We start from the raw sequence: 22,980 nt of genomic DNA, 5'->3' as shown, positions 1-22,980 counted from the left end.
TTCTAATGAAAGCCTACATGGTATTCGATATTGGAGGTACATATATCAAATATGCGGTTATGGATGAAACGGCCAAGAAATTCAAAAGCGGCAAGTTGATGACGCCCAAAGATGGATTGGAGATCTTCTTGCAGACTTTACAAAGAATAGTCGAACAATATTCGGATGACTTTGATCTTCAAGGAATTGCCGTAAGTTCTCCAGGATCTGTAGATGTAAAAACAGGCTTTATTGGCGGAGCCAGTGCGATTCCCTATATCCATGGAGTCAACATGACCGGACTCATAAAGGAACGGACAGGACTTCAGACAGCGATTGAAAATGATGCCAATTGCGCTGCTTTGGCGGAAGGCTGGTTAGGTGCAGCCAAAGGAACGGATTACTATATTTGTATTGTGATAGGCACAGGAATTGGCGGCAGTATTGTCCTGAACCAATCGATATTACGCGGGGCTAAGCTTCACGGCGGGGAGTTTGGTTACATGATTATGGGAGCCCCTTTCCAAGAAGAGCCGCTGCAAGGAACCTGGAGCCTTGTGGCTTCCACCAATGCCCTTGTGGAGGAAGTGAAAAAGGGGAAATTGCTTGGGAAAGGGACGTTGGACGGAGAAGAGGTATTTCGTTTGGCGGAAGAAGGCGACTCGGTTGCCCAAGAATGCCTTACCGAGTTTTATAAGAGGCTGGCAATCGGTATCTATAATTTAAAATATGCCCTAGACCCAGAAAAAATCCTCATTGGTGGTGGAATTAGTAAGCAGCAGGACGTGATTGCCGGGATCAATCGTGAATTAAAGAGATTAAGAGATGATATATCCACGTTACATATTGAGGTGGAAGCGTGTCAATTTGGTAACGATGCCAACTTAATCGGGGCCTTGTTTCATTTTCTAAAATGACAAGGGACGATTTCAAGAATAAGTAGACTAGGAGGAGTTGTAAATGCTTGGTGCGATTGAAGCGGGAGGGACAAAATTTGTTTGTGCGGTCGGAGACGAAAAGGGGAAGATAACGGACCGAATTCAGATCCCCACTACTACCCCGGAAGAAACCCTTCCAAAAGTCATTGATTTTTTTAAAAAGTACCCAGTGGAAGCAATCGGGATTGGCTCGTTTGGCCCCATTGATGTCAACCGGGAAAGTCCGACTTACGGACATATTACGTCTACACCAAAACCAGGGTGGAAGGATTATCCGTTTGTGCAAACGATTCAGGATGCCTTTGATGTTCCCATGGGCTTTCATACGGATGTAAATGCGGCCGCATTAGGCGAGGCGACCTTTGGTGCTGCCAAAGGGCTGGACAGCTGCTTATATATTACGGTTGGAACAGGAATTGGTGCAGGGGCGCTTGTTCAGGGACAGCTGCTTCAAGGGCATTCACATCCGGAGATGGGGCATATTTTGGTTCGACGTCATCCAAGGGATCCCTATCATGGAAGATGCCCGTACCACGATGATTGCCTGGAGGGCCTGGCGGCAGGGCCTGCCATTGAAGAACGGTGGGGAGAAAAAGGAATCCGCTTGGCTGAACGGGAGGAAGTATGGGAACTGGAAGGCTACTATATCGCCCAGGCTCTGATGCAATATATTCTGATTCTTTCTCCAAAAAGGATCATCTTAGGCGGCGGCGTGATGAACCAAAAACAAGTATTCCCTTCTATCTATCAGTATTTGGAGCAGTTTCTGCGTGATTATGTGTCGTTGCCGGAGTTGTCGGAGTATATTGTAAGTCCTGGGTTGGGCAATGATGCTGGGATTACGGGGGCGCTTTTGCTGGCGCGGCAGGCATGGAGTGAGAGTAGGAAAGTATATTAATAGAGGGAACGGACTACTCGGGAGAGTGGTACGTTTTTTTTGTGTGGGTGGCTTGAATAAATTCGAGAAGTTGGAATCTTCTAATGGACAATTTCCCGCAGTTCAATGGGGTTCTTGTCTAATAGGGTTGCTGCTATTGGACAAATTCTGGAGGGAATCTAAAATATTGTCCAATAGCCTCTCTCTATTGGACAGATTGGAGAGGTTGGATAAGGATTTTGTCCAATAGGGGCCTTCTATTGGACAATTACAGAAGGGAATCTAAAATATTGTCCAATAGCCTCTCTCTATTGGACAGATTGGAGAGGTTGGATAAGGATTTTGTCCAATAGGGATCTTCTATTGGACGATTTTTAAAAGTTCGATGGGGTTTTGTCTAATAGAGTTATAGCTATTGGACAATTACAGAAGGAAATCCAAAATTTTGTCCAATAGCCTCTCTCTATTGGACAGATTGGAGAGGTTGAATAAGGATTTTGTCCAATAGGGACCTTCTATTGGACAATTCTTATAAGTTCGATATGGTTTTGTCTAATAGAGTTATAGCTATTGGACAATTACAGAAGGGAATCTAAAATATTGTCCAATAGCCACTGTCTATAGGACAGATTCGAGAGAGTACGATCAAGTTTAGTCCTTCATCCCTAGATGAAGGACATTTTTCGTGCAGCACGACTTTAACATTCTGAATTGCCCAACAGTGTTCTTTACTTTAACCAATGAATCTATGTTTTAGCCAATAGGATGATAGGAATAGTATTGCTAAAATGGTGGAAAGGCTTACATTTATGCCGATTTATGGGATGAAATGTAACCTGTTTTACTTAAAGGGGGCGGGGCTTTCAATCAATGAATCTATTGATGCCTTACATAATTGTAGGTGATCAACTTACTTCTTTTGTCTAAGCAGCTACGCAGAAAAAAGGGGAGGGAAATGGATGTTTTCACGAATGGGAAAAACGAAAAAAACACTGATCGTCACAATTTCGGCGCTTTTTACCTTGCAGGCCGGCTTTGCAACCTCAGCCTTGGCGGGGGATACACTGCCATACACAGGCAGCAGCGCAACCGGATTAAATCAGCCAACCCAGCACGGTTATACATCGAATGACATTTTAAAGTGGAAACCGGAAGCAGATAAAGATTCAGAGATGCTCAGGTCGCGGGTCCCATTACAACAACGTAATGAAGCATTTACCGCCACACAGGCAAACCCTAATTTGAGCCCGGAAACACAAATGTCTAATATTGCTGGTGACTATGGGAATGCTTTTATGGACAGTACCGCCTACACGAATAAATTCGGGCAGTATACGTTTCCGTACTGGCAGTATGTAGATTATTACTCTTATTGGCATGGAATGGCGACAGCCGATGTTCCAAAAGATTTATATGATCCGAGCCTTCAATGGTATGAACGATGGTTTGAATTTGGTGCATTAAATATCCCAAATCCGGCTTATACCAATGCCGCCCATAAAAACGGTGTCAAATCCCTTGCCGTTATTTTCTTCTCAAGCAATGACAGAGGTCCGCAAACCTATACGCAAATGCTTGTCAAAGACAAGGAAGGGAACTTCCCTGTTGCTGAAAAACTGATTGAAATGGCTAAGTATTATGGATATGACGGCTATTTCTTTAACCAAGAAGAGCTTTCCGGGGTAGCAGTGAAAGATATCCCTACTTATAAAGAGTTTTTAAAGGTTTTACGAAATAGTGGTTTATATGTCCAGTGGTACGATGCAGTTAATAATACAACTGGTAAATTAAAATACGACAACGAATTTACTTCCGGGAATAGTCCGTTTGTAAAGGACTCGCAATATGGCGATCTGGCCCAGTCAATGTTCTTAAATTACAATTGGAACAAACAAAAGTTGTTAAATTCGAAGGCATTAGCAGAGAGCTTAGGTTTAAATCCTCTGGAGACGGTGTTTGCCGGTGTGGAAGCAGGCGGCGACCGATTTAATACCCGTCGGAACGATCTCCGCAATAATTTAGACAGCACAGGCAAACCGATGAACAGTATCGCCATGCTTGGAGCGGACTTTACCCATCATGGTTTGGATGAAGACCTCGGCGGAACGGATACAATGCGCCGCAACAACAGCGATTACCAATGGATGTCGTTTATTCGTGACCGTGCATGGTGGACGGGCCCTAACCTTGACCCAACCAGTACGGGCAGAAATGCAAACGCACCGCTTTCTGATGTAGCTGCAAAAGGCGATAACTGGGATGGTGTTGCTGCGTACATCGCTGAACGCAGTGTTATTCATGGCTCCAACTTTGTCTCCAATTTTAACATGGGCCGCGGATTAGCCTATTATGTCAATGGCAAGGTTAGTAACTCTGAAGAATGGTCCAATATCAATATTCAGGATATTCCTGTGACATGGCAGTGGTGGATGCAAACTTCAGGCACGCCGCTGCAGGCTGATTTTGATTTCGGTCCTAACTACAATGCAGGCTCACGCTACCATTATCAAAAGGTAGGTGCCTATAACGGCGGAAACTCACTTGTTGTAAATGGCACGTTGGATGCGGAAAACTTTTTACATCTTTATAAAACTGATTTAAAAGTAAAAGCGGGCTCCAAATTTTCGCTTACCTACAATAAAACATCCCAAGATGACTCATCTGTGATGAGCGCCGGTTTACTTTTTAAAGATGCACCGGAAAAAGTTGTGAAAGTGGCCGTACCGAATTCCGGTAAAAAGACCGATGGATGGGTAACAGCCGATCTTGACTTGTCCGAATATGCTGGCAAAGAGATTGAAGCCTTTGGAATCGTCTTTGATAACGGGGCACAAGGACAAATCAACAATTATCAGGTCAATATCGGCCAGGTGAAAATCAGCGACAACTCGATCGAGAAACCGAAGGCGCCTACAGGACTTCAAATTACTAAAGCTTTACGTGATTCTAATGAAATGTATCTCTCATGGAATCTCGCTGATTATAACAATGTGAAACAATACAATGTCTATAATAATGGAGCCTATGTTGGCGGTATTTATGATGATGTCTTTTACATCAAGAATTTGAAAGGGCTATCAGGTGATATTTCCGTGACAGCCGTGAGTCAGGATGGCCAGGAAAGTGAACCTGCTGTTGTACAGTATGATTTAACAAAAGGGGTTCATAACATCAAAGCTGTCCAATCGGATAACGGCGATATGGTGGTTTCATGGGAAAATCCTAAGGATGTGGATGGAAAAATCACTGTCAATCTTTCTACTGAGTATGACTATGCCAAAGAAGTGAACGAGACGGTCACCGTAAGTAATGGCAAGCCAGAAGCAAAACTGTCGAATTTGCCGATTAATGGGGATCAATATCTTCTGAAAATAAAAGTGGGCAGCCATGACTGGATTAGCTATCAGGGCACGTTTATAGACAAATCCATTGAAGCGTATCCAGCCGAAAAAGTCACCATTAATGGGACTTCCGTGACGTGGGGATTACCGGATTCGAGGGATTGGCATTACCTGTATGTCTATGAAAATGGTGTAGCTAAAACGTTCAATACCACTTACAGTCAAGGACGCAAACCGTATATTGTGCGCGGACGCACGCATTTACAAGAGCTTACCTTCCAAACTCAGTCAACGGACAGCATCCTTGAATTTGTGATGGAAGACTATTCGGGAAATAAAGTCACTACGGTTGTCAGAATGAGCTTAGATGACCTTTACGGTATCATCAACGGATTGGTTGAGAAAAAGGAATTGACCGCAACAGCTGGTGAAATGCTAACGGCCACATTAAACACTGCGAAGGAACATTATGAGGCAGGCCGCTTGCCGCAAGCAGCCACGCAATTAGAGAAATTTAAAGCTCAAGTTGACCGCGGTGAATTCAACGGCGTTTCACAAGATACGAAAAATAGACTAAAAGCAAGCGCCGACTATTTTTTAAGAACATGGTCGAAGTAAACCGCTGCTAGCCAGCGAGGTTATCAGGTATGGCAGATAAGAAAATGATCTGCCATACTCTTTATTTTTTTGCTGGTTAATGCCCGCGGAAATCAACAGCCAAAATTTAACACAGTCATTTTTTTAAAAAAAGAATACTAACTTGGGAGGGAACGACAGTGACTTTGGAGAGAATACAGCGATTTATTCAGCATTTATCGAATCAACAGATACTAGAGGCTATCCAGATTAAGGATTGGCGTGCAAAACGCGGCGTTTATACGAAACCAGCAAACTATGAGTTTGATCCAGAGGAAAGCTTTACCATTAATGAAGGTGATTGGTTAATCGATGCGGGCGGTACCCTGTTTTTGGAGAAGGAAGTATCGATCCCCGCTCACTGGCAGAATCGGCCATTTGGACTTACCTTTCTTGCCGGTGCAAAGGGTCTCCGGACTCTCCATGAAGGGTTGGTATCTATAGATGGCATGCCCCACCATGGAATTGATCGGAACCGTAGTTATGTACCTTTTCCCGAGAATGTACGGGGAAAAGAAAAAATTAATATAAAGGTAGAATTATATAACTATGCCGGTCAAACGCTCGATGAGTTAAATTATCAAAATGAACCCGCTGAATTTGATCCCCCGCCACTAACCCTTCTGAAAGGAACTCTTGATCTGCCGAATACGGCTGTCCAAAGTCTGCTGGCCACCGTGAAGTGTTACTATGACACCGCAAAATTACTGCCGGAAGGTGATATGGGACGATTCAAAATTATCGAGAGTTTGACTGAGGTTGAAAAAAAGGTCCTGTCTGAAACGCCGGAAGCCTTAACCAATGGTTCATGGGTCGCTGGCATGGAAGAAGACTTAAAGAAAAAACTATCTGATTTGCCGGCCAGCCCATATGGCCAAATGTTAATGGTCGGACAGTCTCACATTGATCTGGCGTGGCTCTGGCCGGTAAAAGAGGCCATTCGCAAGTGCAGCCGGACTTTTTCGACGATGAGTACCCTGCTGGATGAGAATCCAGGCTTTACCTATGCACAGAGCCAGCCCCAAGCCTATGCCTTTGTGAAGGAGCATTACCCTGAAATCTATGAAAGGGTAAAAAAGCATATTTCTGATGGACGCTGGGAGGTCGTTGGAGGCATGTGGGTAGAGCCTGATTTAAATATGCCATCCGGTGAATCCTTAGTCCGCCAGTTGTTATATGGGATGAAATTTTACAAGGATGAATTCGGCGTGCAGCCAAGAATTGAGTGGCTTCCTGATACCTTTGGCTATTGTGCTTCTCTGCCGCAATTGTTAAAGGGTGCCGGAATTGACTATTTTATGACCTCTAAAATGAACTGGAATGACACCAATTCCTTTCCTTATGATTTGTTTTATTGGGAAGGGATCGATGGAACGCAGATTCTTTCCTTTTTGAATCATGGATTAAATGAATATACCCACCCCCAAGAAATCCAGAGTCACTGGGATAGTTTTAAGCAAAAGAATGCCCATCCAAAACAGATGCTCCTTTATGGACATGGGGATGGCGGCGGCGGCGTGACACAAGAAATGATTGATTATATTGATCGTTCCGCCTCTTTGCCTGGCTTGCCGGCAGTAGTCAACAGTACAGCCCACGAATTTTTCGATGGGATTCGTGAGGCCAATCCACCTTTACCTGCATGGGTGGGGGATATGTATTTGGAGCTTCATCGGGGGACGTACACTACACATGCCCGGAATAAGAAATGGAACCGGAAAGCAGAAGTCCTTTACCGGGATGCAGAGATTTGGCGCAGCCTAGCTGGAAACCTTGCCGGAGCCAATCTTTCTCAGTCATTGGAAGAAGGCTGGAAGCTGCTTCTGCTCAATCAATTTCACGATATTATTCCAGGGTCGTCTATTCCGGAGGTCTATGTGGATTCGGAGTCCGATTACAAAAAAATTTTTGCAAACGGCGAAATGGTGCGACAGGAAGCTTTGCAGTCCCTCGAAAAGCAAATTGACACCGAGGGCGACGGAGTACCGGTCATCCTTTTTAATAGCTTGTCTTGGAAGAGGTCTGAAACCGTAAGAATTACCGGTGGACCTGAATTGGCAGGAAAGGGAGCAGTTAATCAGGAGGGGCAGGAACTTCCAACGGACTTTATTCAAAGGGAAGATGGCCAAACTGAATTAACTGTTTACGTGCCTGAGATTCCAGAAATGGGCTATGCAACGATATGGTTAAAGGATTTAGGGAAACAAGTAGTCGAGGAACAAGAGGAATTGGGCTGCGAGTGGGAAACAGACTATTATCTGGTGAAATGGAATGAAAAGGGGGAAATTTCCCGCCTTTATGATAAAAAAGCCCAGCGTGAAGTGGTGCCTAGCGGGGCCGCCGGTAATCAGCTCCAGCTCTTCCATGACCGCCCAATGCTCTGGGATGCATGGGATGTGGATCCCCATTTTGAAGACCAGCCGGCGGAACCGGTTGTCCTTCTTGAGAAAAACATCCAAAAAGGAGCGGCCAAGGATGTGATCCGGTTTAAATGGCAGCTGGCTCAATCAACCATCGAGCAAGATATGGTTTTCTATCATCACAGTAGACGAATCGATTTCCAAACACGAGTCGATTGGCAGGAGGAGCACAAATTATTAAAGGTTGCCTTTCCGGTCGATGTGGTTAGCAATAAAGCCACGTTTGAAATCCCGTTCGGATCGGTGGAAAGAGCGACACATACAAATACGAGCTGGGAGCAGGCACAGTTTGAAGTGTGCGGCCACCGCTTTGCCGACCTTTCTGAAGCTGGTTATGGAGTCAGTTTGTTGAATGATTGCAAATACGGATATGATATGAAACAAAATGTTCTGCGCTTATCCTTGCTTCGGGCACCTAAATGGCCTGACAAAGGGGCAGACCAGGGACAACATGAATTTACGTACTCCCTTTTCCCGCATGAAGGTGATTGGCGAGAGGCTGAAGTGGTTAAGCGCGGGTATGAGTTGAATCACCCAGCGGTTGTTTTCCGTACTTCTGCCCATCAGGGAAGCCTGCCAAGTTCGTATTCTTTTATAAAGATAGAATCCAAACAGGTCATTCTTGATACGGTCAAGCCGTCAGAGGATGGCACGGGGCTTACGCTGAGAATGTATGAATCTAGCGGCGGCAGAGAGAATATTTTCTTATCCTTGGCGGGGCAGGTTCAGTCTGCACATGAAACCAATCTGCTGGAAGAGAGACAGGCAGACATTTCCGTCCAAGGGAACAAGCTATCCTCCTTACTGAAGCCATTTGAAGTAAAAACAATTTTAGTAAGCTTGTAGAATCAAAAAACTACATGGGTCAGGTGGAAAAATGGCATATTCTAATACGGCAAAAGAAACGATAAATGAACGAGTTGAAGCATTATTGTCCAAGATGACCTTAAAGGAAAAGGTTGGACAGGTTAATCAGAAATTGTATGGCTGGGAAGTTTACAGAAAAACAGACACCGGCTACGAACTAACGGAAAAGTTTAAAGAACATGTAGAGCGATGGGATGGAATCGGAGTCCTTTATGGACTCTTCCGTTCCGACCCATGGTCAGCCGTTCATTTTGAAAATGGGATTACGGAGGATGTTAGTGCTGATGTGGCCAATCTGATTCAACAATATGTAAAGGAACATACAAGATTGGGAATTCCCGTCCTTCTTTCGGAGGAATGCTCCCATGGCCATCAAGGATTAGACAGCATGATTACGCCTGTCAATTTGGGAATTGGTGCAACGTGGAATCCCGAATTGCATGAAAAACTGATGGCGGCTGTTGCAGAGGAAGTCAGGGCAAAAGGGGCCCATTTGGCCCTCGTATCAACCCTGGATATCCTGCGCGATCCAAGATGGGGTCGATCAGAGGAGTGCTTCAGTGAAGATCCCTACCTCGCCTCCCAGTTAACCGAGGCTGTTGTTAAAGGAATGCAGGGGGAGCCAGGTGACTTTATCCCAGAGGGAAAACTGACCGCTGTTTTAAAGCATTTTGCGGCCCAGGGCAACGGAACAGGAGGTAAGAATGCTGCGCCAGCTTCCATCGGGGAAAGAGAATTAAGGGAAATTCATCTTCCGCCGATGATCTCAGCCATCCAATCAGGCGCGCTTGCCTGTATGGCAGCCTACAATGAAATTGACGGAATTCCGTGTCATGCCAATGGCTATCTTCTTAATCAAATTTTGCGGGAGGAATTCGGATTTAAGGGAGCGGTAATGGCTGATGGCTGCGCGCTCGACAATTTGGTCGCTTTAACCCAAAGCCGGGAGAAAGCCGCTGCATTGGCTCTTGAAAACGGGGTAGATATCAGCCTTTGGGATGATGTGTATACTACTTTGGAAACCGCAGTGGAAACGGGGCTCGTCAGTGAAGAAAAGCTTAATGATGCCGTAAGAAGGGTATTAACGCTTAAATTCAAAATGGGCTTGTTTGACCGGCCTTATGTGGAAGCCGATCCGATGAAAGGTAAGGAGCAGGCTGAGAAAATCAATCTGGAATCGGCACGGCAGTCGATTGTTCTGTTAAAAAATGACGGAATCCTTCCTCTCAAAAAAGATATTAAAAAAATAGCAGTCATTGGCCCTAATGCAGACGCCATTTATAATCAGCTTGGGGATTATACACCGTTCCAGCGGGAAGACCGCGTCATTACGGTTCGGAAGGGGATTACCTCACTGGCCTCTGAGGCGGACGTGGTTTATGAAAAGGGCTGCGGCATTCGCTCCGGTGATCGAGATGGTATCGAGAAAGCCGTTCATCTTGCTGGCAGTTCAGATGTAGCCATCGTTGTTTTAGGTGGTTCGAGTGCCAGGAAATTTGATGCCCAATTTGACCTAAACGGAGCTGTTGTTAATACAACAGGCGAGGAAGAAATGGATTGCGGCGAAAATGTGGATGTCGCCAATTTGGAATTGGGCGGCCTTCAGCTCCAGCTGCTTCAAAAAGTGATGGAAACAGGAACACCGGTTATTGTTGTGTTAATCCAGGGCAGACCACATGCGATACCATGGATTGCGGAGCATGCCCCGGCCATTTTAAGTGCTTGGTACCCAGGACAAATGGGTGGTCAGGCCATAGCGGAGGTGTTATTTGGAGAGGTAAATCCGAGCGGACGATTGCCGGTGTCCATCCCAAGGTCTTCCATGCAGCTGCCTGTTTTTTATAATTATAAGGACGGGGGATACAAGAAGGACTATTTCGATCAATCCGGAAATGCCTTGTATCCATTTGGCTTTGGGCTTTCTTATACCGAATTTAGGTATGAAAATCTTCGGGTCACAAGGAAAACCATAACAGCTGATCAATTGTTGGCTGGTGAAAAGTTCAGCATAACGGTGGACGTCACTAATATTGGGGACCGCGATGGTTATGATGTGATTCAGCTCTATCTAAAAGGAAAGGGCTTAAGTATAACCAGAAGGGTTAAGGAATTAAAAGGTTTTAGGAAGGTATGGCTGGCTGCCGGGGAGACCAAAGAAGTGATGCTTGAGCTTGGGGCGGAGGAATTACAAGTATTCAGCAGCCAAAATACCTATAAGGTAGAACAGGGATGGGTTGAAATTGAAGTTGGAAATCCTGTCGACTCTTTAAGCGCTGTCTTGACGATCGGTTAAATCATTCGGAATAATGTCAGGAGTTCCTGCTAAGAGGACTAACTGACGACTGTATATGGAAAAAATAGGGTTAGCAGGATGGTCGATGGGCGTTATTGACGACTGTAAACGGAAAAAGTAGGTTAACAGGGTAGTTAAAGACCCTTATTGACGACCGTATATGGAAAAAATAGGTTAACAGGGTAGTCAAAGACCCTTATTGACGACCGTATATAGAAAAAATAGATTAACAGGGTAGACAATAGCCCTTATTGTCGACCGTAAATGAAAAAAATAGGTTAATAGGGTAATCAATGGCTCTTATTGACGACAGAAAAATTTTATATAGTAAGGGTGGTATTATGTTGCAGCCATTATTTTTAAAGCCTGTTTTTAAAGAGAGAATTTGGGGAGGAACTACGTTACAGCAAGAATATGGATATAACATCCCATCTGAAAACACGGGAGAATGCTGGGCCATTTCTGCTCACCCGAATGGTCTTTCCGTCATCGAAAACGGACCGTATACTGGCATAACTCTGGACATTCTTTGGCGGGAGCATCCTGAACTATTTGGGAATCCAAAAGAGCAAGTTTTTCCGTTGTTAACCAAAATCTTGGATGCCAATATGGATCTATCTGTGCAGGTTCATCCCGATGATGCCTATGCGAGGGTAAATGAAAATGGGGAGCTTGGCAAAACGGAATGCTGGTATATTATCGACTGTAAAGAAGATGCGGACATGATCTTTGGCCATAACGCCAAGACAAGGGAGGAATTAGTAGATCAAATTACCGAGGGGAAATGGAATGAACTCTTGCGCCGTGTGAAAATTAAGCCGGGTGACTTTTTCTACGTCCCAAGTGGAACCATTCATGCTTTATGCGAAGGAACACTTGTGTTGGAAACACAGCAAAGCTCGGACACCACTTATCGTGTGTATGATTATGACCGCAGGGACTCAGCCGGAAATTTACGTGAGCTCCATTTAGAAAGGGCTATTGATGTAACGACTGTCCCGCACCAAGATGGTGAAGCTGTTCAAAGGGTTGAGGAGCAGGAGAATGTTAAGATTACTACCTTAGTAGAGTCAGAGTTTTTCTCGGTTTATAAATGGGAAGTGCAAGGAAGTGCCTTGTTTTCTTTTGATGATCACTATTTACTTCTTAGTGTTATAAATGGAGAGGGAGCACTTTTACATAATGGAGAGGAATATCGTTTGAAGAAAGGTACGCATCTCATTGTCCCCGTTGGAATTGGTGAATTTGAAATTTCCGGTCAATGCGAGATAATTTTATCACATAAGTAGATAGCAGAAGCATGGGGACGGTTCTCATGCTTCTTTTGTGCGCTTGTCAGCAGATTGAACTTAAGGGTGAAGGTGCCTAACTCAAGAGGCGGTAAACTTCCACTCCGAGGTATGTTAATGCTAAAGATTAAAAATAAAGCCCTTGTCACAACGAAATGGAAAATTTGACAAGGGCAACACTTTTGACAAGAGGCAAGAATAGTTGATTACCTTTTTTTGAAAAAATGGTATAGGCATTGGGTGTATTATAGCTTAAATGAAACTAGATTTTTTTACATTATATGTGGCAGAAATCATCAAGCTGTCCTCATATTCACCGAAACTTTAAACCTTAGCCAGCGACCTTTTTATTTTGATGGCGGCGTCGGGTTTAATAGATGTCCTAACTTTTCATAAACAGGTAACGTTGGTGCGATAAAGACTTTTCCCGTTCCTCTAAATGTTTGAAGTAGACCTTCGCCGGATGTAACAGAACCGAAAATGCTTTTTGTTGATTTTTCAACGGTAAAGTCGATATTCCCTAATCGGAAAAGTGTGAAATTTCCATCTACTTGAACCATTTCATTTTGTAGTTCAAACTCCACTAATTCCTCTTCGGGAACAGGAATTTCAAATACGCAATATCCGCTTCCAGATACTTTTGTTTGAAACAATCCTTCGCCTCCAGCAATGGCAGAGGAGATATTCTTCATTGCTTGGACGGAAATCGAAACAGTTGATTCACAGCAATAAAAAAGACCTTTATCTGCAATGATTTCTTCGTTATTTAGTTCAACGATCATGAAGTGTTTAAAGCTTGGTTCTAAATAAATGATTCCGCTCCCTTGGTATTGTGGTTTAATCATGGATTCATTGGTTAAAACACTGGAGGCTAAACCTTTTAAAAACCCTTTGGCACTCGTTCCTCCTAGACTTTTTAATGCGATATTTCCTTTCATAAACTGTAGGGCACCTGATTCAGCGGTAAGGGCGCTGTTTTTAAGTGTAATCCTTACTTGTCTTAATTTAATGTTTGATTTTTGTGCAAAAAATAGCTTTTCAGCAACAGTAAAATTATCATTTCCGCCTAATTGTTGATACTCCAAAATCTCAATTTTCATATTTTGATTTTCAACAAAACTTATTACTTGATATGCTTCAGACATGGCATTTCTCCTCTTTTATGAGACCTGATTTGAACTTGCTTACGGACAAATATTAAATCAACTTAAATTGAACTGTTCCCGTAGTTGTTCATGTAACGGTGCGCATAAATCCAATTATACGACATTATATAAAATGAAAACACATCACGGTCATCCCTGATGTTGAGTTAATAATCTATTTCTCTCGGAAAATTTGCAACCTATCGAAGATTAACAATTGGAATATACGATTTATCACTAAAACACCACAGAAGTCTGCGGTGTTTATAATATGCATCTTAATAGTATTAATTGTTTTCCAGAGTAGAGTAAAAGTCCTGTTAGAACGATAATGAATAATAATTTTCACCTGCTAAGAAGAAGGATTGATTTATTAGGTTTTATGTAACATCATTTTACATTTGCTTCTAGGGCTTTAATCTACATCCTTTTTTGAATAAACGAAAACCAATATATGTGCCTAGGGTATTTAACATAACATCGTTAATATCCGTGGTTCTATTAGGCATGGTTAATTGGATACACTCAATTAGGATTGATAACCATAATCCTACTAAAGTGACTGTCTGCAATCTACTAATCTTAGGATACTTCACTGGCAAAATAAAACCAAACGGAATAAATAATAAAATATTCCCCCCAACATTCACGAAAAAGTCGGGTGAAATTGGATTCCCCAAAGATTTAAAAGGTATTAAGTTTATTTCCCCTTTGCTTATACCTATGCCTAACGAAGAATTTGGAAACATCGTATATTTGACAATAAATACCAATGAAAAGATAAACAGTAGTTGAACAAGTAACTTTTTTTGCATAAAAACTCCTACTAAATCTATTATAGGAATCATCTTAACATTTAATTATGCCAAAAATAAATGATTTCTTGGCTGTAAAAAAGCTTTATACTTGGTTGAAATTCTTGGATAGATGTAAATCTCTCTCTAGTGTCGGAAATGACGGAATATGATATAAGTGAGGATCCATAAAGGGATGGATAAAAGGATTCCCCATAAGCATCCCAAACCAAAGTTTCCCCCATCCTCGTTCTCTTTCAAATTTATTCCCTCCATTTTGCTGGCTGGCTCAATTGAAGTTCGTCCATACATCGAGCCATCCTTAAACACTTTTCACATAATATAAATATTTAAAAGGTTATTAATACTATGGAACACTCGTAATAAATGTTATAATAAAATAAGAAATACATAGTTCGTACGAAAGGGCAAAACCATTGAAAAGTGGCCGCGCAAAGCTAGAGGGGCTAAGGTTTTTATTTTAAACTATGCTAGCCAGTTACCGAATATGAATCGCCTTACTACGAATTATCATTAATCTAGGAGGTTTACTATGGCTATATTTATAGCAGGTCTATTTGTCGGCTCTTTTTCGATGCTTTTGATTATGAGTTTAATGGTTGCAGCCAAAAGAGGAGATCAAATGTTAAATACTCATCATTAATATGTAAACGTTTTCCAAACAATCCTTTCTATATTGGGATTGTTTTTTTGTCCAGTAAAATTATTATCAGATCGTTACTGTTTATACGTAGCCGCTTAAAAACAGAAAGTTATCATTAAACATAACGAAGAAATAGTTTTAGCCAGCCAAATACCGCCAGCCACAACGGAATACTAAAGGTAGTTCCCCATATGATCCCTACTAAAATGTTCCCTTGCCTCTCCATAAAATTCACCCCAAAAAATAAAGTCCTCTTTTTAAATAAAATGACCGAATAGCTTATCTATTCCTGAAATTTAATAATAAAAGTATTCCCTAAATGAAAGGGAAATAATCTGGCATTTAAATTCCAACTACTGTTCCTGAAGAAACCATGTCACAGGTAAAGTAATCATAAATTAGTTCTCCTATTTTCTTTCGTTTTGTAGTATCCTAATATTTGGAGATAATTTAGTTGAATCAGAAGAATGATTAAGTTTAGAGGTGAACAAATTGACTTGGAAGATTACAAGTTCTAATAAGAATAAGGTAGATCGGTTTGGCATTACCATCGATCAGGTGATTCTTCCAAACGGGGACGAAAAGACGTTTTCCTATTTGGACTTTGCCAAAGGAGTCTGTATTCTCCCGATAACGAAAGAGCATGAAGTCGTCTGTTTAAAACAATATCGCCATGCCATTAACAGTTGGGAATGGGAGTTGCCTGCTGGAATGATTGATCAAGAGGGCAATGACCCGCTTGAGGTTGCAAAACGAGAACTTGAGGAAGAGACAGGGTATGTGGCCGAGCATTGGCTTGAATTAGGAAGCTTTTATCCTTCTCCAGGCTCAACAACGGAGGAAATATTCTTGTTTGCTGCAGCGGGCTTAACTTCGACCCAGCAAACGTTAGAAAGTAGCGAGACACTAGAATTGCATACTCTTACCATGGAAGAGCTGAAGGATCTCATCATTAAAGGTGATTTCAAGCACGGTGCCGGTCTAGCTGCTATTTTAAGATATAAGTTTATGACAGATTAACAACCATGAGGAGGATTTTTTTTGGAACCATTATTTTTACAGCCCGTTTTTAAAGAGAGAATATGGGGCGGGACAGCTTTACAGGAAGTATTCGGATATGATATCCCTAATGAAAACACAGGCGAGTGCTGGGCGATTTCCGCTCATCCTAATGGACCATCTATGGTAGATAATGGCCCCTATAAGGGAATGACCTTAGATCATTTGTGGAATGAGCATCCAGAGCTTTTTGGAAAACCAAAGGGAAAGGTATTTCCTTTATTAACTAAGATTTTGGATGCCAACATGGACCTTTCTGTTCAAGTGCATCCTAATGATTCTTATGCGATGGTTCAAGAAAACGGCGAACTTGGTAAGACTGAGTGCTGGTATATTATTGATTGTAAAGAGAATGCTGACATGATTTTCGGTCATAATGCCACATCCAAGGAAGAATTACAGCAGCAAATTCAGGAAGGTCAGTGGAGTGATCTGCTCCGCCGAGTAAAAATCAAACCAGGTGATTTTTTCTATGTTCCAAGCGGGACCATCCATGCTCTGTGTGAAGGAACTCTTGTATTAGAAACACAGCAAAGTTCTGACACTACCTATCGGGTCTATGACTATGATCGTCGAGATGTAGAGGGAAATCTAAGAGAGCTCCACTTGGAGAAAGCAATCGAGGTTACTACGGTTCCTCATCAAGATGCTGTGGGTATGAAAACAGTCCAAGAGAAGGATACTACTAACATTACTACCTTTGTGGAATCGGAGTTTTTCTCTGTTTATAAATGGCAAGTTGGCGGCAAGTCTAGCTTTTCTTACAATGATCAGTATTTGCTTTTTAGTGTGATTAAGGGCGAAGGCACCCTATCTCATCATGATAAGCAATATGAATTAAGGAAGGGAACCCATTTCATTCTTCCTGTTGGATTTGGTGAGTTTGAGGTCGATGGGAATTGTGAAATGATTGTATCTCATCCTTAATACAAAAGAGTAAGGACCCATGATGGGGTTCCTTACTCTTTTATTGTTTCTATATAATTAAAAGGTATTTCTACTAAATAACAAAATGAATAATCAGTTTCAGCCAGCCAAAAAACGCTATCCACAAAGGTATACTTAAAGACGTACCCCAAAATAATCCCACTAATAGATTCCCCTGTTCGTCCATGTACATCCACACTCCTAGTAATCGTTGTAGATAACCCTTAAGTCTATCAAAAGTGTTTTTTTAACTATAACTGAAACCGCTTTCAAATTCAATGGAATAAATTGCAGAATAATAAAAATGATTATGTGAGATTTAGGGGTTAATTGTTGAATTATGGTGAAGAAAGAAGCAAAGGGACGGTTCTTATGCTTCGGAAGCATGAGAACCGTCCCTGTGATTTTTTATTGAAAATTAGCTGCTATATCTTTTACTTGTTCTTGATTGATCACTATTTGTGAATTGTTTGCTTTTAGTATATCATCGTAAAGTTTTTTTCCTTCACCGTGTATTTGCTGATAAACCAACTGAGTTTTTGGGTCAAAGTTTTTGGCAGACAGGCCTAGGCTCAACATATCAGTTGTTGACATATTTGTAGCTACCACAAATTGAGGGATCGTTTTAACCAGGGCTGGCAACTTGGTAATATTGCTTGGACTTAACGCTTTTTTGGCAATCCCCTTTAATGCCTCTTCCTGTAGCTGCTGGCGGCCATATTCACCATTTTTTAGTGAATAACGCTCATGAACAACCTCAGTTACCATTTTCCCGTCAAATGAATAAGTACCTGTATTAATTACTTTATTTCTATTTTCAGCATACCATGGGTGTGTTAATTTTACATCAAAAGGTACATTCATCTTGATTCCACCCAATGCGTCAACCATAGATTGGAAGCCCCAATAGTTCGTTTCGACATAATAATTTATAGGGACACCCATAAACTCGCTTATGGCTGTAACAGCAGCTTCAATTCCTTTTTGTGACCCAGCGGTGGCTTGCTTAATATATTGAACACTCGTTAATTTTGTATATCCATAACCATCTAAATGGATACGAGTATCACGAGGTATACTAACCGCTTGATATTTGTTTTTATTTAAATCAACATGGACAAGCACCATAGAATCGGTATGACCTAATTTGTCACCTTTTCGTTGATCAGAACCGATTAGGAGGACGTTAAATACAGGTGTCTTCACTTCAACCTTTTCATCCGCATTAGATGAAGTAGATGTCTTTTTAGCCCCCACTACAGGCACTGTTGAAAAATGATTCTTGGGTTGTAATTGATAGTATTCATACCCAAATGCTGCCATTCCTAAAACAAAAATTCCTAAAATGCTGAAGCCTATGACTTTCCATTTTCTAGTGCCCTTTTTCTTCATTTCTTCCTCCACTGTATTAAATAAATAGGATGATGTTATCTAGAATTTATAGTACTGACTAATCTTACTATTATTGGAGATTGGGCTCAATATATTATAATTGGAAAATCGCATATTGAATCTTGTTGCAGAAAAGATAGTAGAATTGAAATAAAAAAAGAACCCGAATTATCGAGTTCTACACTTTTTACCACATCTAACACATTTGCTAGTGTAGTAATCAACTTTATGTTTCTTGAAAAGATAACAAAATATGGACATAATACTCATACGGTCCAACTCCTTTGAATATTAATCCGGTAGTTCAGCCACCTTAGCTTTCACCTTAGATCCGAGACTTTACGCCCCCATTTTTCAATAGATTTGCCTTTATATGATTTATATAGTGGGTAAATTGTAACATTATTACTACTGTTAGTATAGTAAAAAAGTTTAGCTTACTACAAATTTTAATGAATCCGTATACCTATTACGTATCTATATATTCATCTGTCCGTTTGAATTTATGGATATTGGCGTTGAAACGTTTATTAGAACTTAATTATAAATGGTTTGATTTTCCACGCTATTAGTAATAAAATCTATAAATGTGAAATGTAGGGGTTCAGCAACATGCTGAACCTTTTTATTGTTAAAGAAATACAGAATTATGCGAAAGCATGGTGAGAAGGTGAAGACGTGTTTAAGAGGGGAACCGATGGTTTTAACAATCCTAATAAAAAAATAAATACAGCTAATGAGACGAGAATTATCTTCGGTAATACATCTAATCTCAGGTGGGGTGTATTCATCTTTTTCCTATTAGTTTTGCTACTTCTTTCGGGCCTTTTCATAACTGTTTTAAGTTTAGTAAAGGACCCAATATTTCCTTCGTTCAATAAAACGGAGTGGGATTCATATTCTGATCTTCAACCTGTTAAGGGGGATTACGTAAATTACTCCGCAAATACAAATCAACAGGTAAACGAAAAGTTTTTAAAAAGAAAAATAGCAAACCAAACGGATGTTTATGCCTTTTATGTTAATTGGGATAAGAATAGTAAAAACTCTTTAAAGCGAAATATAAATAAAATAGATGTGCTTATACCAGGATGGTATCAGTTAGGTTCCAACTTGGAACTAAAAGGTGATGTGGAAAAGGATATAGGGTCACTAGCAAAAAAACACAATACTATGGTTATCCCGCTAATTAATAATGTGGTAAATGGGAAGTGGGACCAAGAAATCATTCATCGTCTATTACACTCTCCTAGAGCACAGGCTACACTAATACATAATTTACAGCAGGAAATAAATAAGAATGGCTACGATGGTATTAACATAGATTTTGAGTTTAATAGAGTGAGTGACAGGGATTTGTTGACAAATTTTATGAGAGAGCTTTATCAATCTTTTCATAAAGAAGGACTTCTCGTAACCATGGATATTCAACCTACGAATGATTCGTTTGATTATACGAAACTTGAAGAGTATTGTGATCGAATGATCTTAATGCTATATGATGAGAATATGGAAAATCCCGGTCCTATCTCATCACAATCATGGTATATAGAGAATCTTTCAAAAGTGCCGAAAGACAAGCTCATTATTAGTTTAGGAAATTACGGGTACGATTGGGACTGGGAGACCGGACAGGCAGGGAAGGTTGTCTCATTTGAAGACATAATGAGGATGGCTGACAAAGCAAACTTAAGTGTTCAGTGGGATGATATGAGTAAAAGCCCTTATATTCGTTATGAAAAGGATAAAAGAATACATGAAATTTGGTTCTTAGATAGTGTGACTTTCTATAATCAATGGAGAGTCGCTGTATCAAGCGGAGTGAAAGGGATCGCTTTATGGAGATTAGGAACGGAAGATCCATCTGTTTGGAATGTGGTAGGAGGCCAAAAAGCCAATACCTTATTATCTGTAAAGAACGGAGATAGTACCAATAATTATGGGAATGGGAATATTCTGCATCCTTTAACAGATCAGCTGGAAGGGAGTAGAAGCTTGGATTTTGATGATTCGGGATTGATTAAAAGTGAATCTTATCTTTCTTTTCCTAAGGCATCTGAAATAGAGCGATTAAATAAACCCTCAACCTCCAAAGAAATAGTCCTTTCATTTGATGATGGGCCAGATCCTATTTTTACAAAAAAGATATTAGCGATATTGAAAGAGTATCATATAAAGGCAACCTTTTTTATCATCGGTAAAGATGCCCTCCTTCACCCGGGTATTGTTAAACAGATCGATCAAGAAGGCCATGAAATTGGGAATCATACGTTTTCACATCCGAATATATATAATGTTTCTTATCCTCAATTGAAATGGGAATTGAATTCAACTGAACGTATTATTCAAGCCATTACGGGGCATTCATCCATCTTATATAGGTCACCTTATGGGGATGATTTCAATATGTATGATGGGGATCAGCGGACTCCTTATGTGAAATCACAGTTTCAAAGATTAATGGATATATCTCAAATGGGATATATCACGGTTAATTACGACGTTGATTCATCGGATTGGAAATTAAATAATAAACAAGACATTGTTGAGAATGTCGTGAAACAGGCAGCTAACGGGGATATTATTTTACTTCATGATGGTGGTGGGGACAGAACAGCTACCGTTCAGGCGTTACCGGGGATAATCGAGCAGTTGAAACATCAGGGATATAAGTTTGTCACCGTGAGCGACATGATCAATAGGAACGAAGAAAGTATATCTCCTAAGACTTCGAAAAAGGAACGCTCCTATATTCAATATCTTTCTCTTGTTTTAGAGACGATAGCGGTTTTAAAAAATGTACTTGTGAAATTGTTTTACGGAGCTCTTCTTGTTTTTATCCTTCGTCTTTCTTTGTTTATTTTTTTAGCATGGAGACATAAAAAACGCAGTTTACTAAAGACTTACAAAGAAGGATATAATCCGTTAGTCAGTGTAGTAATTGCTGCTTACAATGAAGAAAAGGTTATCAAGAGGACGATTCAGTCCGTTCTCGATAGTACTTATGTGAACTTAGAAGTCCTTGTTATAGATGACGGGTCTAAGGACCAGACCTCAGTCGTTATGTCTGAAAATTTCTCTAATCATCCAAAGGTTAGAAGGTACTTTAAGCGAAACGGCGGTAAATCCTCCGCCATTAATATTGGGATTAAAAAGGCGGAGGGGAAAATTATAGTGGCTATTGATGCGGATACCATGATTGCACCGAAAGCCATTGCGCTGCTAGTCCGACATTTTGCGGATGACAAGGTTGCGGCTGTCTCTGGGAATGTAAAAGTGGGAAATAGACGAAATTTAATAACCACATGGCAGCATATCGAGTATGTAACTGGATTCAATCTAGAAAAACGTGCTCATGCTTTGCTTAATTGTGTTACGGTTGTTCCCGGCGCTATAGGGGCGTGGAGAAAACAGATTGTTGAAAATCTGGGGAATTTTACGAATGACACATTAGCTGAAGATACGGATCTCACTTTACGGATACTAAGTGCAGGATATAAAGTGGCAATTGAAGATCAGGCATATGCTTATACAGAGGCACCTGAAAATATCAGGGGTTTTCTAAAACAGCGCTTTCGATGGAATTATGGTACCTTGCAGTGCTTATGGAAACATAAGAATGCTTTTTGGAAAAATAACAACAAATCCTTAAGTTTTATTGCTCTTCCTAATATCTTGTTGTTTCAGTTTTTAGTCCCTGTTTTTGCACCTATACTAGACATTTTAATGGTTATTGGATTAGTTACGGGGAATCTAAAATATTTTACGATCCTTTATACAGGATATTTTATCGTTGATTTTGTCGTTTGCCTATTTGCGTTAAGATGGGAAAAATCTAAACTTACACCCCTGTTTTCTTTGTTTTTCCAAAGAATCTTTTACCGCTACATGTTATTGTGGGTTTCCTGGAAATCGATCTTCAAAGCCATTCAAGGTGGACGAGTTGGTTGGGGTAAATTAGAGAGAACTGGTAATATTGAAGTGGTTAAGAAGGTAGGATAGACTCTTTTAAAATTGGGTTCAGCAGCTCTCCTGAACCCAATTATTTATATGTAAAAAGGCAATTTGCTTATTTGAAACGCTTGTGTTTTTTTAATTCTAATTTAATCCGAATTTAATAGTTTTTAATCCGTTAGTAATAATTTGATAACATACTTCCTCTATGATTAATAAATAGCAATCAGAGGAGGTATGATTCGATATGCTTAAATCCAAACTAATGGGACTAATTTGTTTTCTCCGTAGACATCATAAATATAGCTACTATACTGACAAGTGTGTAACTTGTGGAAAGAAGAAGCCAGAGCAAGGGGACGGTTCTCATGCTTTTGTTCATTGATAACATCCTAGGAAAGCAGC

General features: G+C 40.8%; 12 protein-coding genes and 2 riboswitches. Of the genes, 9 read left to right on the top strand and 3 right to left on the bottom strand.

Annotated elements, in window-relative coordinates:
• Positions 1-5: 5 nt before the first annotated feature.
• The 6 genes from L1999_RS27290 (at position 6) to manA (L1999_RS27265) (ending at position 12,640) form a co-directional block, all read left to right on the top strand.
• Complete coding sequence (locus L1999_RS27290) at positions 6-896, top strand: ROK family protein (protein WP_235741396.1); 891 nt, start codon at positions 6-8, stop codon at positions 894-896.
• Positions 897-939: 43 nt separating this feature from the next.
• On the top strand, positions 940-1,815 hold the full coding sequence (locus tag L1999_RS27285; RefSeq protein ID WP_235741395.1) for an ROK family protein: 876 nt from the start codon (positions 940-942) through the stop codon (positions 1,813-1,815).
• A 938-nt stretch (positions 1,816-2,753) separates the two neighbouring features.
• Entirely contained in the window at positions 2,754-5,753 is a 3,000-nt protein-coding gene (locus tag L1999_RS27280; RefSeq protein ID WP_235741394.1) for an endo-beta-N-acetylglucosaminidase, read from the top strand.
• Positions 5,754-5,911: 158 nt separating this feature from the next.
• Entirely contained in the window at positions 5,912-9,037 is a 3,126-nt protein-coding gene (locus tag L1999_RS27275; protein WP_235741393.1) for an alpha-mannosidase, read from the top strand.
• 31 nt (positions 9,038-9,068) lie between these two features.
• Positions 9,069-11,351 (top strand): glycoside hydrolase family 3 N-terminal domain-containing protein, encoded by a 2,283-nt coding sequence (locus L1999_RS27270; RefSeq protein WP_235741392.1) that lies wholly within the window; start codon positions 9,069-9,071, stop codon positions 11,349-11,351.
• 341 nt (positions 11,352-11,692) lie between these two features.
• The gene (gene manA / locus L1999_RS27265) at positions 11,693-12,640 is read left to right on the top strand and encodes a mannose-6-phosphate isomerase, class I (protein WP_235741391.1); all 948 of its coding nucleotides are present in this window, start codon (positions 11,693-11,695) and stop codon (positions 12,638-12,640) included.
• A gap of 347 nt (positions 12,641-12,987) precedes the next feature.
• On the opposite strand, the gene L1999_RS27260 is transcribed toward manA (L1999_RS27265), so the two are convergent.
• Together L1999_RS27260 and L1999_RS27255 are read right to left on the bottom strand one after the other, a co-directional pair.
• The gene (locus L1999_RS27260) at positions 12,988-13,785 is read right to left on the bottom strand and encodes an AIM24 family protein (protein ID WP_235741390.1); all 798 of its coding nucleotides are present in this window, start codon (positions 13,783-13,785) and stop codon (positions 12,988-12,990) included.
• 407 nt (positions 13,786-14,192) lie between these two features.
• Positions 14,193-14,600, bottom strand: a complete 408-nt coding sequence (locus L1999_RS27255; protein ID WP_235741389.1) for a VanZ family protein — start codon at positions 14,598-14,600, stop codon at positions 14,193-14,195.
• A 396-nt stretch (positions 14,601-14,996) separates the two neighbouring features.
• Positions 14,997-15,086: riboswitch (cyclic di-GMP riboswitch) on the top strand.
• 640 nt (positions 15,087-15,726) lie between these two features.
• Here L1999_RS27255 and L1999_RS27250 point away from each other — a divergent pair.
• Positions 15,727-16,263 (top strand): NUDIX domain-containing protein, encoded by a 537-nt coding sequence (locus tag L1999_RS27250; RefSeq protein WP_235741388.1) that lies wholly within the window; start codon positions 15,727-15,729, stop codon positions 16,261-16,263.
• Positions 16,264-16,284: 21 nt separating this feature from the next.
• Complete coding sequence (manA, locus tag L1999_RS27245) at positions 16,285-17,229, top strand: mannose-6-phosphate isomerase, class I (protein ID WP_235741387.1); 945 nt, start codon at positions 16,285-16,287, stop codon at positions 17,227-17,229.
• 408 nt (positions 17,230-17,637) lie between these two features.
• Here manA (L1999_RS27245) and L1999_RS27240 read toward each other — a convergent pair whose 3' ends face one another.
• A complete protein-coding gene (locus L1999_RS27240; RefSeq protein ID WP_235741386.1) occupies positions 17,638-18,621 on the bottom strand; it encodes an LCP family protein in 984 nt (327 codons plus the stop codon).
• Between the two features lie 295 nt (positions 18,622-18,916).
• Positions 18,917-18,999, bottom strand: a riboswitch (cyclic di-GMP riboswitch).
• A gap of 300 nt (positions 19,000-19,299) precedes the next feature.
• Between L1999_RS27240 and L1999_RS27235 the strand changes: the two genes are divergently transcribed.
• Positions 19,300-22,623 (top strand): trifunctional glycoside hydrolase family 18/polysaccharide deacetylase/glycosyltransferase family 2 protein, encoded by a 3,324-nt coding sequence (locus tag L1999_RS27235; RefSeq protein WP_235741385.1) that lies wholly within the window; start codon positions 19,300-19,302, stop codon positions 22,621-22,623.
• Positions 22,624-22,980 lie beyond the last annotated feature (357 nt).

Source organism: Neobacillus drentensis (assembly GCF_021560175.1).
GTDB lineage: Bacteria > Bacillota > Bacilli > Bacillales > Cytobacillaceae > Neobacillus > Neobacillus drentensis_A.
This window is presented reverse-complemented; position numbering and strand designations above follow the sequence as displayed.

What these genes read in the sequence shown, in the direction of transcription:
- L1999_RS27290 (WP_235741396.1), top strand. Translation starts at nt 6, where the DNA reads ATGAAAGCCTACATGGTATTCGATATTGGAGGTACATATATCAAATAT.
- L1999_RS27285 (WP_235741395.1), top strand. Translation starts at nt 940, where the DNA reads ATGCTTGGTGCGATTGAAGCGGGAGGGACAAAATTTGTTTGTGCGGTC.
- L1999_RS27280 (WP_235741394.1), top strand. Translation starts at nt 2,754, where the DNA reads ATGTTTTCACGAATGGGAAAAACGAAAAAAACACTGATCGTCACAATT.
- L1999_RS27270 (WP_235741392.1), top strand. Translation starts at nt 9,069, where the DNA reads ATGGCATATTCTAATACGGCAAAAGAAACGATAAATGAACGAGTTGAA.
- manA (WP_235741391.1), top strand. Translation starts at nt 11,693, where the DNA reads ATGTTGCAGCCATTATTTTTAAAGCCTGTTTTTAAAGAGAGAATTTGG.
- L1999_RS27260 (WP_235741390.1), bottom strand. Translation starts at nt 13,785, where the DNA reads ATGTCTGAAGCATATCAAGTAATAAGTTTTGTTGAAAATCAAAATATG.
- L1999_RS27255 (WP_235741389.1), bottom strand. Translation starts at nt 14,600, where the DNA reads ATGCAAAAAAAGTTACTTGTTCAACTACTGTTTATCTTTTCATTGGTA.
- L1999_RS27240 (WP_235741386.1), bottom strand. Translation starts at nt 18,621, where the DNA reads ATGAAGAAAAAGGGCACTAGAAAATGGAAAGTCATAGGCTTCAGCATT.